Here is a 14,863-nt window from a genome sequence, read left to right as displayed (position 1 = left end):
ATAAAACCAAAAGAGAGCTTGTTTTGCACACAATGTCAAGGAGGAGACACATGTCAAAAGAACAAAAACGCCAAGCGTTTTATACTCAAAGTCCTGAAGAGGTCTTAAAGTCAGTTGAAGCAACTGAGCAAGGTCTTTCGTCAAGCGAAGCGCAGAAACGCCTAGCTGAATATGGACGCAATGAACTGGAAGAGGGTGAGAAAAAATCTCTCTTGGTTAAATTCATCGAACAGTTTAAGGATTTGATGATTATCATCCTAGTTGCAGCGGCTATTTTGTCAGTCATAACTTCTGGTGGGGAAGATATCGCAGATGCTATCATTATCCTAGCCGTGGTTATCATCAACGCTGCCTTCGGTGTTTACCAAGAAGGCAAAGCAGAAGAAGCCATCGAAGCCCTCAAATCTATGTCCAGTCCAGCTGCTCGCGTTATCCGTGATGGGCACATGGCAGAGATTGATTCCAAAGAATTGGTGCCAGGAGATATCGTTGCCCTTGAAGCAGGTGACGTAGTGCCAGCAGACCTACGTTTGCTAGAAGCTAATTCTCTTAAAATCGAAGAAGCAGCCCTAACAGGTGAGTCTGTTCCAGTTGAAAAAGACTTGACCGTAGAACTCGCTGCAGATGCTGGTATTGGTGACCGTGTCAATATGGCCTTCCAAAACTCAAATGTGACTTATGGTCGTGGTCTTGGTGTTGTTGTCAATACAGGTATGTACACTGAAGTGGGTCATATCGCTGGCATGCTCCAAGATGCGGATGAGACAGATACGCCACTCAAACAAAACTTGAACAACCTTTCTAAGGTCTTGACTTATGCTATCTTGGTCATTGCTCTTGTTACTTTTGTAGTTGGAGTCTTCATTCAAGGTAAAGATCCACTTGGTGAGTTGATGACTTCTGTTGCGCTTGCCGTTGCAGCCATTCCAGAAGGACTCCCAGCTATCGTGACTATCGTTCTTGCTCTTGGCACTAAAGTTTTGGCTAAACGAAACTCTATCGTTCGTAAGTTGCCAGCGGTCGAAACACTTGGTTCGACTGAGATCATTGCTTCTGATAAGACTGGTACGCTGACCATGAACAAGATGACAGTCGAAAAAGTCTTCTACGATGCAGTCCTACATGACTCAGCTGATGATATTGAACTTGGCTTGGACATGCCGCTTCTTCGTTCAGTTGTTTTGGCCAATGATACCAAGATTGATGCAGAAGGAAACCTGATCGGGGATCCAACGGAAACAGCCTTCATCCAGTATGCCTTGGACAAGGGCTACGATGTTAAAGGGTTCTTAGAGAAATATCCTCGTGTAGCTGAATTGCCGTTTGACTCAGATCGTAAACTCATGTCCACGGTTCATCCATTGCCAGATGGTAAATTCCTCGTGGCAGTCAAAGGGGCTCCAGATCAACTCTTGAAACGTTGTGTTGCTCGTGATAAAGCTGGAGATGTTGCTCCGATTGATGAGAAAGTCACTGAATTAATCCAAACAAACAACTCGGAAATGGCTCACCAAGCATTGCGTGTCCTTGCAGGTGCTTATAAGATTATCGATAGTATTCCAGAAAATCTTACTTCTGAAGAGCTTGAAAACAACTTGATCTTCACTGGTTTGATTGGAATGATTGACCCTGAACGTGCCGAAGCAGCAGAAGCTGTTCGTGTGGCCAAGGAAGCGGGAATCCGTCCAATCATGATTACGGGTGACCACCAAGACACAGCAGAAGCTATTGCTAAACGTTTGGGAATCATCGATGAAAATGACTCGGAAGACCATGTTTTGACTGGTGCGGAACTCAACGAACTTTCTGATGAAGAATTTGAAAAAGTAGTTGGTCAATATTCCGTTTACGCGCGTGTATCCCCTGAACACAAGGTTCGTATCGTGAAGGCTTGGCAAAACCAAGGTAAGGTTGTTGCCATGACAGGTGACGGTGTTAATGATGCGCCAGCTCTGAAAACAGCCGATATCGGTATCGGTATGGGAATCACTGGTACTGAGGTTTCTAAGGGTGCATCTGACATGATTCTTGCGGATGATAACTTTGCGACTATTATCGTCGCAGTTGAAGAAGGACGTAAGGTCTTCTCAAACATTCAAAAGACCATTCAGTACCTACTTTCTGCCAATACGGCTGAAGTATTAACCATCTTCTTATCAACCTTGTTTGGTTGGGATGTCTTACAGCCAGTTCATCTCTTGTGGATTAACTTGGTAACCGATACCTTCCCAGCTATCGCTCTTGGTGTTGAGCCAGCTGAGCCAGGTGTTATGACCCACAAACCACGTGGACGCAAATCAAGCTTCTTCTCAGGTGGGGTCATGAGCTCCATTATCTATCAAGGTGTACTCCAAGGGGCACTCGTCTTGACTGTTTATGGTCTTGCTCTTGCCTATCCGGTCCATGTAGGAGATAACCAAGCTATTCATGCGGATGCCCTCACCATGGCCTTTGCAACACTTGGTTTGATCCAGCTTTTCCATGCCTACAACGTCAAGTCTGTTTACCAATCCATATTGACAGTCGGACCATTCAAGTCTAAGACCTTCAACTGGTCTATCTTGGTATCCTTAATCCTCTTGATGGCAACGATCGTCGTAGAACCGCTTGAAGGTATCTTCCACGTAACCAAACTGGACTTGTCACAATGGGGAATTGTCATGGCTGGAAGCTTCTCAATGATTATCATTGTCGAAATCGTCAAGTTTGTTCAACGTAAACTTGGTCTTGATAAGAACGCGATTTAAAAAGAAAGTCATCTTCGGATGGCTTTTTTTGCATTTGAGGGAAAGAATTAGAAGTCGCTTCCTTTTGTGTTATAATAAAGTAAAGTAGCAAGGAGTGAAAGAGAATGGAAAAGAAAATTGTCCGAGATGTCTTATTATTGTCGCAAGTTTCGAAACCTGCAAGCCAGGAAGACCTTTATCTGGCTAGAGATCTGCAGGATACCCTGCTTGCCAATCGCGAGACCTGTGTCGGTCTAGCGGCTAATATGATTGGGGTGCAGAAGCGTGTCATTATCTTTAACCTTGGCCTAATTCCCATGGTCATGTTTAACCCTATTCTCCTTTCCTATAAAGGACCTTATGAGACAGAGGAAGGTTGTTTGTCCTTGACTGGGGTACGGCCAACGACTCGTTACGAAACGATTACGGTTTCCTATCGTGATAGTAAGTGGCAGGAACAGACCATTACGCTGACGGGTTTTCCAGCTCAGATCTGCCAACATGAACTGGATCATTTGGAAGGACGGATTATTTAGGAGGAACTCAGATGAAACGCATACTTTTTGAACTTGTTTTTATTGCAACGACCTGGTATATCTTTTTACCGCCACTTAATCTTACCAGTTGGGAATTTATCTTTTTCCTATGTGTACATCTGGTGGTGATGGGAATTTTGTTTAGTTTACGAAAGGATACCAATCTCGTCAAGACAGTTCACCTACGTCATGGCAAGCCTGCCAACGAGCTCAATCTAGAAGGACTTCATTTTAATAAATTAGGTGGAGGATTGTTGCTGGCTGCAGGCCTTATCTTTGCCCTTGCTGGTCTGGTAAGCCTAGTGACCTCTAGCTTTTTCCAAGCAAAAAATTATGCTAATGTGGTATCTATCACAGAAAAAGATTTTAAAGATTTTCCTAAGAGTGATACCAGTAAGATTCCAATCCTAGATCGGAGCACTGCTGAAAAGATCGGTGACCGTTACTTGGGCTCTCTGACGGATAAGGTCTCCCAGTACGTGGCAGCAGATACTTATACCCAGCTGACAGTTGATGGCAAACCTTATCGGGTGACTCCTTTGGAGTATGCCGACCCGATCAAATGGTTTAATAATCAGTCCAAGGGAATTGGTGAGTATATCAAGGTTGATATGGTGACAGGAAATGCGGAATTGGTGGATTTAAAAACGCCGATGAAGTATTCGGACTCTGAGTATTTTAACCGCGACGTCAAACGCCATCTTCGGATCAAGTACCCAACCAAGATTTTTAAAACGCCCTCCTTTGAGGTGGATGATGAAGGCAATCCTTTCTATGTAGCAACCGTTTATCAAAAGCAGTTTGGTCTAGGAGTCCCGCGTCCTTCATCTGTTATTATCTTAGACGCCACCAATGGAGAAACCAAGGAATACAGCTTGGATGAAGTCCCAGAATGGGTGGACCGTGTCTATCCAGCAGAAGAAACCATCGAACAAATCAACTACAACGGCAAGTATAAAGACGGCTTTTGGAATGCCTTGATTTCTAAGAAAAACGTTACCCAAACGACCGAGGGCTATAACTATCTTTCTATCGGAAATGACATTTATCTCTACACAGGGGTGACTTCAGCCAATGCTGACGAAAGTAATCTAGGATTTATCCTTGAAAATATGCGCACTGGTGAAATCACCAAGTACAATCTAGCTTCAGCAACCGAAGAATCGGCCCGTGCTTCCGCAGAAGGAGCAGTACAAGAGAAAGCCTACAAGTCTACCTTCCCTATCCTTGTTAATCTCAATGACAAGCCTCTCTATATCATGGGCTTGAAGGACAATGCAGGTCTGGTCAAGGAGTATGCTTTGGTCGATGCAGTGGAGTACCAAAACGTCATCGTAGCAGCTACGGTAGATGAACTCCTCAGCAAATATGCCAATAAAAATGACCTCGAGCTGGATAATGAAACGGTAGAAAACATTAAGGGAATCGTCTCAGACCTTAAAACAGCTGTCATCAAGGGTGACACCGTCTACTTCTTTAAAGTTGATGGCAAGATTTATAAGGTCAAGGCCTCAGTGTCAGATGACCTTCCTTACCTCGAAAATGGCCAAACCTTCGAAGGTCAAGTTGGAAAAGATAATTACCTTAAGACCTTTAAAGTCAAGTAAAAGAAACCTCGGTATGAACCGAGGTTTTTAAGATGAAATTCTTGGTCGTGGTTGAAAAATATGCTACACTAACAATATGAAAATTTTAATCCCAACAGCAAAAGAAATGAACACAAACCATCCTTGTATCGAAGCGCTCCCTTTGAGGGAAGAAAGTCAGGCAGTCCTTGACTCACTGGCGCATTACTCAGCCAGTGAATTAGAGACTTTTTATAAGGTATCTGCCAAGAAAGCAGAAGAAGAGTACGGGCATATTCAAGCTTTAAAAGATCACAGGGCTAAACATTATCCAACTTTGAAACTCTTCGATGGTCTCATGTATCGCCACATCAAACGAGATGGGTTAACCGAGGCTGAACAAACCTATCTTGAAAATCATGTCCTGATCACCTCGGCTTTATACGGTGTTGTCCCTGCCTTGTCGCCCATGGCTCCTCATCGTTTGGACTTTTTGATGAAGTTAAAAGTTGCTGGTAAGACTTTAAAGAGTCATTGGAAGTCAGCCTATGATGAGGCCCTACAGGATGAGAACTTGATATTCTCACTCCTATCATCAGAGTTTGAAACTGTATTTTCGAAGGAAATCAGAGAAAAGATGGTGACCTTCAAATTTATGGAGGATAAGGCAGGTCAGTTGAAAATCCACTCAACTATTTCAAAAAAAGCACGTGGCGCCTTTTTGAGCGCCTTGATAGAAGAGCAAGTCCAAACAGTCGAACAAGCTCGCAAGCTCCGCTTTGCCGGCTTTGACTACCGACCTGATTTATCAAGTGAATTAGAACTCGTCTTTGTGAAATAAGCATAAAACCAGCTCATTCGAGCTGGTTTTTGCTTGATTAGTTGATGGCTGCAAGAAGGTCGTCAGCTTGTTTTGCAAGTGATGAAGCAGTTGCTTCTTCTAACACCAATTTTCCGTCTGCCCAAGCAGAGTCATTGATACGAGCAGCTGTAAAGTCACCAACGACTTGTGTACGGATAAATGGCAAGAGGTCTTTGTAAATAGCAAAGAGTTGATCGTGACCTGCATTGGCAACAGATGAGACAGTAACAAACTTGTCTTGGAGGGCAGAAGAGCCACGTGTATCTGTCAAGTCAAGGGCACGAGAGAGCCAGTCGAGCAAGTTTTTCACGGTTCCAGGGATAGAGAAGTTGTAGACTGGAGAGAAGATCCAGATTGCATCAGCAGCAAGGACTGCTTCGCGAGCAGCAGCTACAGCTGGCTGAGTTGGAACTTCCAGATCTTGGCTGAAGAGAGGAACAGCTGAGTAATCAAGATAGCTAACTTCCGCTTTTCCAGCAAGTGCTTTTTCAGCTTCGAGGGCCATTTGGTGGTTGAAAGAACCTTGGCGAAGTGAACCGACGATAAATAATACTTTTTTAGACATGATATGTCTCCTTTAGTTTAAAATTCAAAGAGCGAACTCTTTTGTTACCGTCTATGTTACAACAAATAATACTAATTAGCAATAATTTTGCTCACAAATTTTTAAATTTTTTTAAAATGCGGATTAAGTCTTCCTTTTCGCCATCTTCCAAGATGCTGAGTGCTTCTACGATAGAATCGATATGATCAGGAAGAATCTCTTCGATTTTTCTGCGTCCTGCAGGTGTTAATTTCAGGAAAAAAGAGCGACGATCCTTGGGGTCGCAAGTTCTAGAAATCCATCCATCTCGAACCATGTTTCGGATGACAACAGTCATGTTCCCAGAAGTGGCTAGCATTTTTTCAATCAAATCCTGAATGCGTAGTTCCCCCTTGCTATAGAGGGTTTCCAAAACTGAAAATTGGGTGGGTGTTAGCCCGTATTCTTTAGCAGCCTTAGCTTCATATGGTTTAAAAGTCCGTATGGCTTTATTGAGGATGATAGCTGTTTTTAAGTCTAGTTGATTATCGGAAATTTTCTCTTTCAAATATTGTTTCATAAGGTTATTTTATCAATAATGAGAGAGAAAAACAAGAACTTATATTTTAAAGGAAAAGAATCTTAGAATGTTCCTGTCTTCACTTGTAATAAAGAAGGAGAGATGGTAAAATAGACGAGTGAAACTAAGACAGAAAAAAGCAAAAAACAAGCTACTTTTACAGTATGGAATCGGCATTGCTCTGGTACTGCTAGTCATGACCACTTCCTTCCTTTATCTGATATCACTCAGCATGAAACCCTATCAAGATGCTAGAGTTGAGGGAGAAAAACTGGCCAAGCAGTACGCAGAATTGGAAAAGACAGACCAGGTTGATTTTTATAATGGACTAGAAAGCTATTACAGCGTTCTGGGGCATAATAAAAAGCAAGAGGCCATTGCCGTACTGATTGAAAAGAATGACCATAAGATTTATGTTTATCAGCTTGATAAGGGGATTTCTCAAGACAAGGCAGCGACGATTTCGAGGGAAAAAGGAGCTAGCGACATTGACAAAGTCACCTTTGGTCGCTATAAGGATAAGCCGATTTGGGAAGTTAAGTCAGGAAACCAGTACTATCTGGTCGACTTTGAAACAGGAGCAGTGATCCAATAAGGAGGACATATGAAACTATCCAAACGTGTACTAGAAATGGAAGAAAGCGTCACTCTAGCTAGTGATGCAAGAGCTAAAGCATTAAAGGCTCAGAGAAAGGATGTTCTTTTCCTAACCTTGGGACAGCCTGATTTTCATACTCCTGAAAATATTCAGAATGCAGCGGTGGAAGCGATTCGAGATGGACGAGCTTCCTTTTATACAGTTGCTTCAGGCCTACCAGAGTTAAAAGCAGCGGTTAATACCTATTTTGAACGCCATTATGGGTATTCTGTAGCAGCTAACGAGGTTACCTTTGCCACTGGTGCTAAGTTCTCTCTCTATACCTTCTTTATGGCTGTGGTCAATCCAGGTGATGAGGTCATCATTCCTACACCTTACTGGGTCAGCTATGGAGACCAGGTCAAGATGGCAGAAGGTGTGCCAGTCTTTGTCCAGGCCAAGGAAGACAATCACTTTAAAGTAACAGTAGAGCAGCTAGAAGCAGCCCGAACAGCTAAGACCAAGGTCTTGGTTCTCAATTCGCCATCGAATCCGACCGGTATGATTTACTCTCGTGAGGAACTCTTGGCTATCGGAAATTGGGCGGTTGAACATGATGTCCTTATCCTAGCAGATGATATTTACGGTCGTCTAGTTTATAATGGGAATGAATTTGTTCCAATCTCTAGTCTGTCAGAATCCATTCGCAAGCAAACCATCGTGATTAACGGTGTATCTAAGGCCTATGCCATGACTGGTTGGCGGGTAGGTTATGCTGTGGGAAATCCTGAGATTATCGCTGCTATGAGCAAACTAACAGGACAAACAACCTCCAACCTGACTGCTGTATCGCAATATGCTACCATTGAAGCCCTAACTGGGCCACAAGATTCTGTCGAAATCATGCGCCAGGCTTTTGAGGAACGTTTGAACACTATTTATCCTCTCTTGTGTCAAGTGCCAGGATTTGAAGTTGTCAAGCCCCAAGGGGCCTTCTATCTCTTCCCAAATGTTAAAAAAGCGATGGAGATGAAGGGTTATACCGATGTGACGGACTTTACAACAGCTATCCTTGAAGAAGTCGGACTTGCCTTGATTACAGGAGCTGGATTTGGAGCACCAGAAAATGTTCGTCTCAGTTATGCCACCGACTTGGATACATTAAAAGAAGCTATTCGCCGTTTGCATCAGTTTATGGAAAAATAAAACTTAGAATCTTCGCCTTTTTAGCGAAGATTTTTTGTAACGAAAATCTCGCGATTTTTCTCTAGTAGAACCTAGCTATCGCAGTCTATTTATGGTAAAATAGTGGGTAATGATGTCTTCGGACAAGTTAAACGAAAAAAGGAAGATAGATTATGACAAAACGTGTAACAATTATCGATGTAAAAGACTACGTTGGTCAAGAAGTGACCATCGGAGCTTGGGTTGCCAACAAATCAGGAAAAGGAAAAATTGCCTTCTTGCAATTGCGTGATGGAACTGCCTTTTTCCAAGGAGTTGCCTTCAAACCAAACTTTATTGAAAAGTTCGGTGAGGAAGTGGGGCTAGAGAAATTTGATACGATTAAACGCCTAAGCCAAGAGACTTCTGTTTATGTGACAGGGATTGTCAAAGAAGATGAGCGTTCTAAGTTTGGTTATGAGCTTGATATTACAGACATCGAAGTGATCGGTGAATCTCAAGACTACCCAATCACACCAAAAGAACACGGAACTGACTTCTTGATGGACAACCGTCACTTGTGGCTCCGCTCTCGTAAGCAAGTAGCGGTAATGCAAATCCGTAACGCCATCATTTATGCAACCTATGAGTTCTTTGACAAGAACGGCTTCATGAAGTTTGATAGCCCTATTCTTTCAGGAAATGCAGCAGAAGATTCAACAGAACTCTTTGAAACAGATTACTTCGGAACGCCAGCCTACTTGAGTCAATCAGGTCAGCTCTATCTTGAAGCGGGTGCTATGGCTCTTGGTCGTGTCTTTGACTTTGGTCCAGTATTCCGTGCTGAAAAATCAAAAACGCGCCGTCACTTGACTGAGTTCTGGATGATGGATGCGGAGTACTCATACCTGACACACGATGAATCACTTGACTTGCAAGAAGCTTATGTAAAAGCCCTTCTCCAAGGTGTTCTTGACCGTGCGCCTCAAGCCTTGGAAATCTTGGAGCGTGATACAGAGCTCTTGAAACGCTACATTGCTGAGCCATTCAAACGCATCACTTACGATCAAGCAATTGACCTCTTGCAAGAGCATGAAAATGATGAAGACGCTGACTACGAACACCTTGAGAATGGTGATGACTTTGGTTCACCACATGAAACCTGGATCTCAAACCACTTTGGTGTGCCAACATTTGTCATGAACTACCCAGCAGCTATCAAGGCCTTCTACATGAAACCAGTTCCTGGAAATCCAGAACGCGTGCTTTGTGCAGACTTGCTCGCACCAGAAGGGTATGGAGAAATCATCGGTGGTTCTATGCGTGAGGAAGACTATGACGCCCTTGTCGCTAAGATGGAAGAACTTGGTATGGATCGTACAGAGTATGAATTTTACCTTGACCTTCGTAAATATGGTACAGTACCACACGGAGGATTTGGTATCGGTATCGAGCGTATGGTAACCTTCGCAGCTGGAACAAAACATATCCGTGAAGCCATTCCATTCCCACGTATGTTGCACCGTATCAAACCATAAAATAAATCAAAACGCCGTAATAGGCGTTTTTTCAAAACACCATAATACTTGAAGGAAGAGGTGAGGGACATGTAAAGTAAAGCTTAACAAGTGATAAACACAAAGATACAAATACACTTGTTAAAGGAGAAAATATGTTTAAACGAAATTATCGGAAGAATATCGGTCTCATGGCTGGAGTGGAATTTTTTGCCTTTTTGGGCATTACTAGCTTTTGGATTCTATTTCTCAGTCAAAATGGGATGTCGCTTTGGCAGATTGGTTTATTGGAAAGTATTTTTCATGCCACCAGTGTCATTTGTGAAATTCCCTCTGGAATGTTAGCTGACCATTATTCCTATAAAACCAATCTGTATTTAAGTCGGATAGCTGGGATTGCGTCGTCTATTCTCATGTTACTAGGACAAGGTAATTTTTGGATTTATGCACTTGCTATGGTGGTGAGTGCCTTATCTTATAATTTTGATTCGGGGACGAGTGCAGCCATGGTTTATGATTCAGCCGTGGAGGCTGGATTAAAAGAGCGCTACTTATCTATCTCAAGTTTTATGTCAGGAGTCGCAGAAGGAACTCGGTCTTTAGGGACGGTTTTAGCAGGATTTTTTGTCCATGGTCAATTGCACTTGACCTACTATATCATGATTGCTACTTCGATTATCGTTCTTTTTCTAACTTGGATGCTAAAAGAGCCTAGTGTTAAAGCGCAAAAATCTGAGCGCTTGACGATGAAAAAAATAATCTGGACTGTCAAAGAAGAGTTGCAGAGAAATCCCAGTCTTTTTGGTTGGATGATTCTGTCCCAAATCATCGGAACACTGATGTGTATGTTTTATTTTTACTATCAAAATCAACTGCCTGACCTAGAAGGATGGCAGATTTCGATGGTCATGCTGATGGGCAGTGCGTTGAATATCTGGGCAGTTTATCTAGCAAGTAAGATTGGAAAGAGGTATTCAGCTTTAAAGCTTTTTCCAATTCTTGTCCTCTTGACGGGAGGAACTTATTTGCTGTCCTACTTTGGTACGCCACTGATTTATATTTTAGTTTATTTGATTAGTAACGCCTTATATGCTCTCTTTCAACCGATTTTTGACAACGATTTACAAAAGCGACTCCCAAGTGAGGTACGGGCAACCATGCTAAGTGTCTACTCTATGATGTTCAGCCTGAGTATGATCGTCATTTTTCCTCTGACGGGGTGGTTGATTGACTATCTAGGATTTGTAGTAGCCTTTCTTTACTTAGGGTTCATTTTAGTACTAGCCAGCTTTTTGCTATTTTTCATTTTGAAAGAGATGGCCGGATTTTTGGAACTAAAAGAGAATGTTATTTCTAAGAAATAGAGTTATTTTTCACTTTTATCTTTTTTCTCTTGCCATCTACTAGTTTTTCTAGTATAATAGTTAATTGTGAGCAAACCTCACTTACCCCTTGCAAAGACTAGGGGTCATTAGACCAAAAGGAGGAACATATCAATGGCTAAATACGAAATTCTTTATATCATTCGTCCAAACATTGAAGAAGAAGCGAAAAACGCTTTGGTAGCACGTTTTGACTCTATCTTGACTGACAACGGTGCAACTGTTGTTGAATCAAAATCATGGGAAAAACGTCGCCTTGCATACGAAATCCAAGATTTCCGTGAAGGACTTTACCACATCGTTAACGTTGAAGCAAACGACGACGCAGCTCTTAAAGAGTTTGACCGTCTTTCAAAAATCAACGCTGACATTCTTCGTCACATGATCGTCAAACTTGACGCGTAAGAAGGTAAACTATGATTAACAATGTTGTACTTGTAGGGCGTATGACACGTGACGCTGAGTTGCGTTATACCCCATCAAATGTAGCAGTTGCGACTTTTACTCTTGCAGTAAACCGTACATTCAAGAGTCAAAATGGCGAACGTGAGGCTGATTTTATCAATGTCGTTATGTGGCGCCAACAGGCTGAAAATCTTGCTAACTGGGCTAAAAAAGGCTCTCTTATCGGGATCACAGGTCGTATCCAGACTCGTAGTTACGATAACCAGCAAGGACAACGTGTCTACGTAACAGAAGTCGTGGCTGATAATTTCCAAATGTTGGAAAGCCGTAGCGTGCGTGAAGGACATACAGGTGGAGCTTATTCTGCACCAACTGCTAGTTATACAGCACCTACACAATCAGTACCAGACTTTTCACGTGATGAAAATCCATTTGGAGCAACCAATCCGTTGGATATTTCAGATGATGATTTACCATTCTAATGGACAATTAAAACTATAAAGGAGAAAAAACATGGCTCAACAACGTCGTGGCGGATTCAAACGCCGTAAAAAAGTTGATTACATCGCAGCAAACAAAATTGAATATGTTGATTACAAAGATACTGAGCTTCTTAGCCGTTTCGTTTCAGAACGTGGGAAAATCCTTCCACGTCGTGTAACTGGAACTTCAGCTAAAAACCAACGTAAAGTAACAACAGCTATCAAGCGCGCTCGCGTAATGGCTTTGATGCCTTTCGTAAACGAAGATTAAAAAAAAGACCCCGACGGGTCTTTTTTTCACGAGCTTTGAAATGAGAGAGCGAGTTGAGGTCCAGTGGACCTCTTTTTCATGAGCTGGAAAATAAAAAAGCGAATTAAGACCCACTGGGTCTTTTTTTCAGGTTTCCCGGACCCCTTTTTTCAGACTTTTACAGGGCTCCGTTCGAAACGTCTACTTTTTGACCTAGTGAGATTTTCTTTCTTACTAGGTTTTTTCTTTTAATTTTTATTATCGTGCTATAATGGTAGGAGAAAGCTTTAAAGGAGCATCTTATGAAGACGAAATGTTCAATTAGAAAAATGCAAGAATCTGACATTAAAAATCTATCTCAAGGATTTATCAGTCAAGGTTGGCCCGGTAGAGAGGAAATTTTGGCTAGATATTTTCTGGAACAGAAAAGCAAGGAGAGAGAAGTCTTAGTTGCAGAGATTGATGGTGTTGTAGCGGGTTACATCACTATTTTACCTGATGCTAAGCAGGGTCCCTTTGCTGGAATGGCTCCAGAACTTTCAGATTTCAATGTCTTTGAGCCCTTTCAAAATCAAGGTATTGGAAATCTCTTGCTGGAAGAAGCAGAAAAACGAGTTAGGCTCATATCGGATAAGGTGACCCTTGGTGTTGGGCTCCATTCAGGGTATGGACCTGCCCAGAGATTGTACATCAAACGAGGCTATATTCCAGATGGTTCGGGAGTTTGGTATCGAAACCAACCGTTGGAAATGAATGCCACTATTCAAAATAATGATGATTTGGTTTTGTACTTATCCAAGGAATTCGAATAAGAGATAGCGAATTTTTTGAAGATATGGGATTTCTCTACTTTATGGTATAATGGAAAGAGTTAGATTGAAAGAGGTAGAGAGATGGATGCGAAATTAAAATACAAGGCAAAGAAGATTAAAATCGTCTTTTTTGATATTGATGATACCTTGCGTACGTCAAAGACAGGTTTTATTCCAGCTACAATTCCCACGGTTTTTAAGCAGTTGCGAGAAAAAGGGATTTTAACAGGAATTGCTTCTGGGCGTGGTATTTTCGGTGTCGTTCCAGAGATTCGTGATCTCAAGCCTGACTTTTTTGTGACCTTGAATGGTGCCTATATAGAAGATAAAAAAGGAAATGTCATTTATCAAAATCAGATTGAGAAGTCAGATGTAGAAGAGTACATTTCTTGGGCCAAGAAAGAGGAAATTGAGTATGGCTTGGTTGGGAGTCATGCTGCCAAACTTTCCACTCGAACAGAACTGATCAGTGAGGCTATTGATCCGATTTATCCAAACTTGGATGTTGATCCTGACTTCCATGAAAAAGTAGACATTTATCAGATGTGGACCTTTGAAGATAAAGGAGATAGCTTGCACTTACCAGAGTCCTTATCAGATAAACTTCGCATGGTGCGTTGGCATGAACATTCATCTGATATCGTGCCGATTTCAGGATCCAAAGCAACTGGTGTAGCCAAGGTGGTGGAACATCTAGGCTTGAAACCAGAGAATGTCATGGTCTTTGGGGATGGTCTCAATGATATGGAACTCTTTGATTATGCTGGAATCAGTATTGCAATGGGAATTTCTCATGAAAAAATCAAAGAAAAAGCAGATTATATAACAAAAACAGTAGAAGAAGATGGCATTTTTGATGCCTTAGAAGGATTTGGTATGGTAGAAAAAGAATTGCATTTCCCACAAGTAGAAATTGAAACAGTAGAAGGTCCGCTGGCGACCATTAAGACAAATCACGGAGAAATGCGTATCAAGCTCTTCCCTGAGCAGGCTCCCAAAACAGTGGCCAACTTTGTTGCTCTTTCAAAAGACGGTTACTATGATGGTGTGATTTTCCACCGTATTATCAAGGACTTTATGATCCAAGGCGGAGACCCAACTGGTACTGGTATGGGTGGAGAATCTATCTATGGAGATTCTTTTGAAGATGAATTTTCTGAAGAACTCTATAATGTTCGCGGGGCTCTTTCTATGGCCAATGCTGGGCCAAATACCAATGGCAGCCAGTTCTTTATCGTGCAAAACCAACACTTGCCATACTCTAAGAAAGAGATTGCGCGTGGTGGTTGGCCTGAACCAATTGCTGAGATCTATGCAGAGCAAGGTGGAACTCCTCACCTTGACCGTCGTCACACTGTTTTTGGGCAATTGGTAGATGCAGAATCTTTTGCTGTCTTGGATGCCATTGCAGCTGTTGAGACTGGTGCAATGGACAAGCCAGTTGAAGATGTAGTAATTGAAACGATTGAAATTGAGGATTAA

15 protein-coding genes are annotated in these 14,863 nt (G+C 42.2%); 13 read left to right on the top strand and 2 right to left on the bottom strand.

The genetic code is table 11. The annotated features are described in order from the left end of the window. The first annotated feature begins 50 nt into the window (after nucleotides 1-50). The 4 genes from D8805_RS02545 (at nucleotide 51) to yaaA (ending at nucleotide 5,668) form a co-directional block, all read left to right on the top strand. A complete protein-coding gene (locus D8805_RS02545; RefSeq protein WP_125415318.1) occupies nucleotides 51-2,747 on the top strand; it encodes a cation-translocating P-type ATPase in 2,697 nt (898 codons plus the stop codon). A gap of 104 nt (nucleotides 2,748-2,851) precedes the next feature. Beyond that, nucleotides 2,852-3,262: a peptide deformylase gene (locus tag D8805_RS02540; protein WP_125415317.1), complete on the top strand. Its 411-nt coding sequence runs from the start codon at nucleotides 2,852-2,854 to the stop codon at nucleotides 3,260-3,262. Nucleotides 3,263-3,273: 11 nt separating this feature from the next. After that, nucleotides 3,274-4,869 (top strand): hypothetical protein, encoded by a 1,596-nt coding sequence (locus D8805_RS02535; protein WP_125415316.1) that lies wholly within the window; start codon nucleotides 3,274-3,276, stop codon nucleotides 4,867-4,869. 76 nt (nucleotides 4,870-4,945) lie between these two features. Beyond that, nucleotides 4,946-5,668 carry a peroxide stress protein YaaA gene (yaaA, locus tag D8805_RS02530; RefSeq protein ID WP_125415315.1) on the top strand — a complete coding sequence of 241 codons (723 nt, stop codon included), beginning with the start codon at nucleotides 4,946-4,948 and terminating at the stop codon, nucleotides 5,666-5,668. 37 nt (nucleotides 5,669-5,705) lie between these two features. On the opposite strand, the gene D8805_RS02525 is transcribed toward yaaA, so the two are convergent. Together D8805_RS02525 and D8805_RS02520 are read right to left on the bottom strand one after the other, a co-directional pair. Further along, nucleotides 5,706-6,254, bottom strand: a complete 549-nt coding sequence (locus D8805_RS02525; protein ID WP_125415314.1) for an NADPH-dependent FMN reductase — start codon at nucleotides 6,252-6,254, stop codon at nucleotides 5,706-5,708. Nucleotides 6,255-6,345: 91 nt separating this feature from the next. Then, nucleotides 6,346-6,792: a MarR family winged helix-turn-helix transcriptional regulator gene (locus tag D8805_RS02520; RefSeq protein WP_000816313.1), complete on the bottom strand. Its 447-nt coding sequence runs from the start codon at nucleotides 6,790-6,792 to the stop codon at nucleotides 6,346-6,348. A 118-nt stretch (nucleotides 6,793-6,910) separates the two neighbouring features. Here D8805_RS02520 and D8805_RS02515 point away from each other — a divergent pair, with 118 nt between their 5' ends. The 9 genes from D8805_RS02515 to D8805_RS02475 all read left to right on the top strand — a co-directional run bounded on the left by D8805_RS02515 (nucleotide 6,911) and on the right by D8805_RS02475 (nucleotide 14,863). After that, nucleotides 6,911-7,387: a cell wall elongation regulator TseB-like domain-containing protein gene (locus D8805_RS02515; protein ID WP_000776853.1), complete on the top strand. Its 477-nt coding sequence runs from the start codon at nucleotides 6,911-6,913 to the stop codon at nucleotides 7,385-7,387. Between the two features lie 9 nt (nucleotides 7,388-7,396). After that, nucleotides 7,397-8,575 carry a pyridoxal phosphate-dependent aminotransferase gene (locus D8805_RS02510; protein ID WP_000777452.1) on the top strand — a complete coding sequence of 393 codons (1,179 nt, stop codon included), beginning with the start codon at nucleotides 7,397-7,399 and terminating at the stop codon, nucleotides 8,573-8,575. A 152-nt stretch (nucleotides 8,576-8,727) separates the two neighbouring features. Beyond that, a complete protein-coding gene (asnS, locus tag D8805_RS02505) occupies nucleotides 8,728-10,071 on the top strand; it encodes an asparagine--tRNA ligase (RefSeq protein ID WP_125415313.1) in 1,344 nt (447 codons plus the stop codon). Nucleotides 10,072-10,205: 134 nt separating this feature from the next. Then, on the top strand, nucleotides 10,206-11,414 hold the full coding sequence (locus D8805_RS02500) for an MFS transporter (protein ID WP_125415312.1): 1,209 nt from the start codon (nucleotides 10,206-10,208) through the stop codon (nucleotides 11,412-11,414). A 132-nt stretch (nucleotides 11,415-11,546) separates the two neighbouring features. Beyond that, complete coding sequence (gene rpsF / locus D8805_RS02495) at nucleotides 11,547-11,837, top strand: 30S ribosomal protein S6 (protein ID WP_001151782.1); 291 nt, start codon at nucleotides 11,547-11,549, stop codon at nucleotides 11,835-11,837. Nucleotides 11,838-11,848: 11 nt separating this feature from the next. After that, on the top strand, nucleotides 11,849-12,319 hold the full coding sequence (gene ssbA, locus D8805_RS02490) for a single-stranded DNA-binding protein SsbA (protein WP_000609594.1): 471 nt from the start codon (nucleotides 11,849-11,851) through the stop codon (nucleotides 12,317-12,319). 31 nt (nucleotides 12,320-12,350) lie between these two features. Continuing rightward, nucleotides 12,351-12,590, top strand: a complete 240-nt coding sequence (rpsR, locus tag D8805_RS02485; RefSeq protein ID WP_000068664.1) for a 30S ribosomal protein S18 — start codon at nucleotides 12,351-12,353, stop codon at nucleotides 12,588-12,590. A 281-nt stretch (nucleotides 12,591-12,871) separates the two neighbouring features. Continuing rightward, nucleotides 12,872-13,381: a GNAT family N-acetyltransferase gene (locus D8805_RS02480; RefSeq protein ID WP_125415311.1), complete on the top strand. Its 510-nt coding sequence runs from the start codon at nucleotides 12,872-12,874 to the stop codon at nucleotides 13,379-13,381. Between the two features lie 81 nt (nucleotides 13,382-13,462). Beyond that, complete coding sequence (locus tag D8805_RS02475) at nucleotides 13,463-14,863, top strand: bifunctional Cof-type HAD-IIB family hydrolase/peptidylprolyl isomerase (RefSeq protein WP_125415310.1); 1,401 nt, start codon at nucleotides 13,463-13,465, stop codon at nucleotides 14,861-14,863.

It is taken from the genome of Streptococcus oralis subsp. dentisani (assembly GCF_003944205.1).
GTDB lineage: Bacteria > Bacillota > Bacilli > Lactobacillales > Streptococcaceae > Streptococcus > Streptococcus oralis_BH.
Note: the sequence above shows the minus strand (reverse complement) of the source record. Positions and strands in the feature narration are given on the sequence as shown.

Bases quoted from the DNA above. Each gene is read 5' to 3' on its own strand.
- D8805_RS02545 (WP_125415318.1), top strand. From the start codon at position 51: ATGTCAAAAGAACAAAAACGCCAAGCGTTTTATACTCAAAGTCCTGAA.
- D8805_RS02540 (WP_125415317.1), top strand. From the start codon at position 2,852: ATGGAAAAGAAAATTGTCCGAGATGTCTTATTATTGTCGCAAGTTTCG.
- D8805_RS02535 (WP_125415316.1), top strand. From the start codon at position 3,274: ATGAAACGCATACTTTTTGAACTTGTTTTTATTGCAACGACCTGGTAT.
- yaaA (WP_125415315.1), top strand. From the start codon at position 4,946: ATGAAAATTTTAATCCCAACAGCAAAAGAAATGAACACAAACCATCCT.
- D8805_RS02525 (WP_125415314.1), bottom strand. From the start codon at position 6,254: ATGTCTAAAAAAGTATTATTTATCGTCGGTTCACTTCGCCAAGGTTCT.
- D8805_RS02520 (WP_000816313.1), bottom strand. From the start codon at position 6,792: ATGAAACAATATTTGAAAGAGAAAATTTCCGATAATCAACTAGACTTA.
- D8805_RS02510 (WP_000777452.1), top strand. From the start codon at position 7,397: ATGAAACTATCCAAACGTGTACTAGAAATGGAAGAAAGCGTCACTCTA.
- asnS (WP_125415313.1), top strand. From the start codon at position 8,728: ATGACAAAACGTGTAACAATTATCGATGTAAAAGACTACGTTGGTCAA.
- D8805_RS02500 (WP_125415312.1), top strand. From the start codon at position 10,206: ATGTTTAAACGAAATTATCGGAAGAATATCGGTCTCATGGCTGGAGTG.
- rpsF (WP_001151782.1), top strand. From the start codon at position 11,547: ATGGCTAAATACGAAATTCTTTATATCATTCGTCCAAACATTGAAGAA.
- ssbA (WP_000609594.1), top strand. From the start codon at position 11,849: ATGATTAACAATGTTGTACTTGTAGGGCGTATGACACGTGACGCTGAG.
- rpsR (WP_000068664.1), top strand. From the start codon at position 12,351: ATGGCTCAACAACGTCGTGGCGGATTCAAACGCCGTAAAAAAGTTGAT.
- D8805_RS02480 (WP_125415311.1), top strand. From the start codon at position 12,872: ATGAAGACGAAATGTTCAATTAGAAAAATGCAAGAATCTGACATTAAA.
- D8805_RS02475 (WP_125415310.1), top strand. From the start codon at position 13,463: ATGGATGCGAAATTAAAATACAAGGCAAAGAAGATTAAAATCGTCTTT.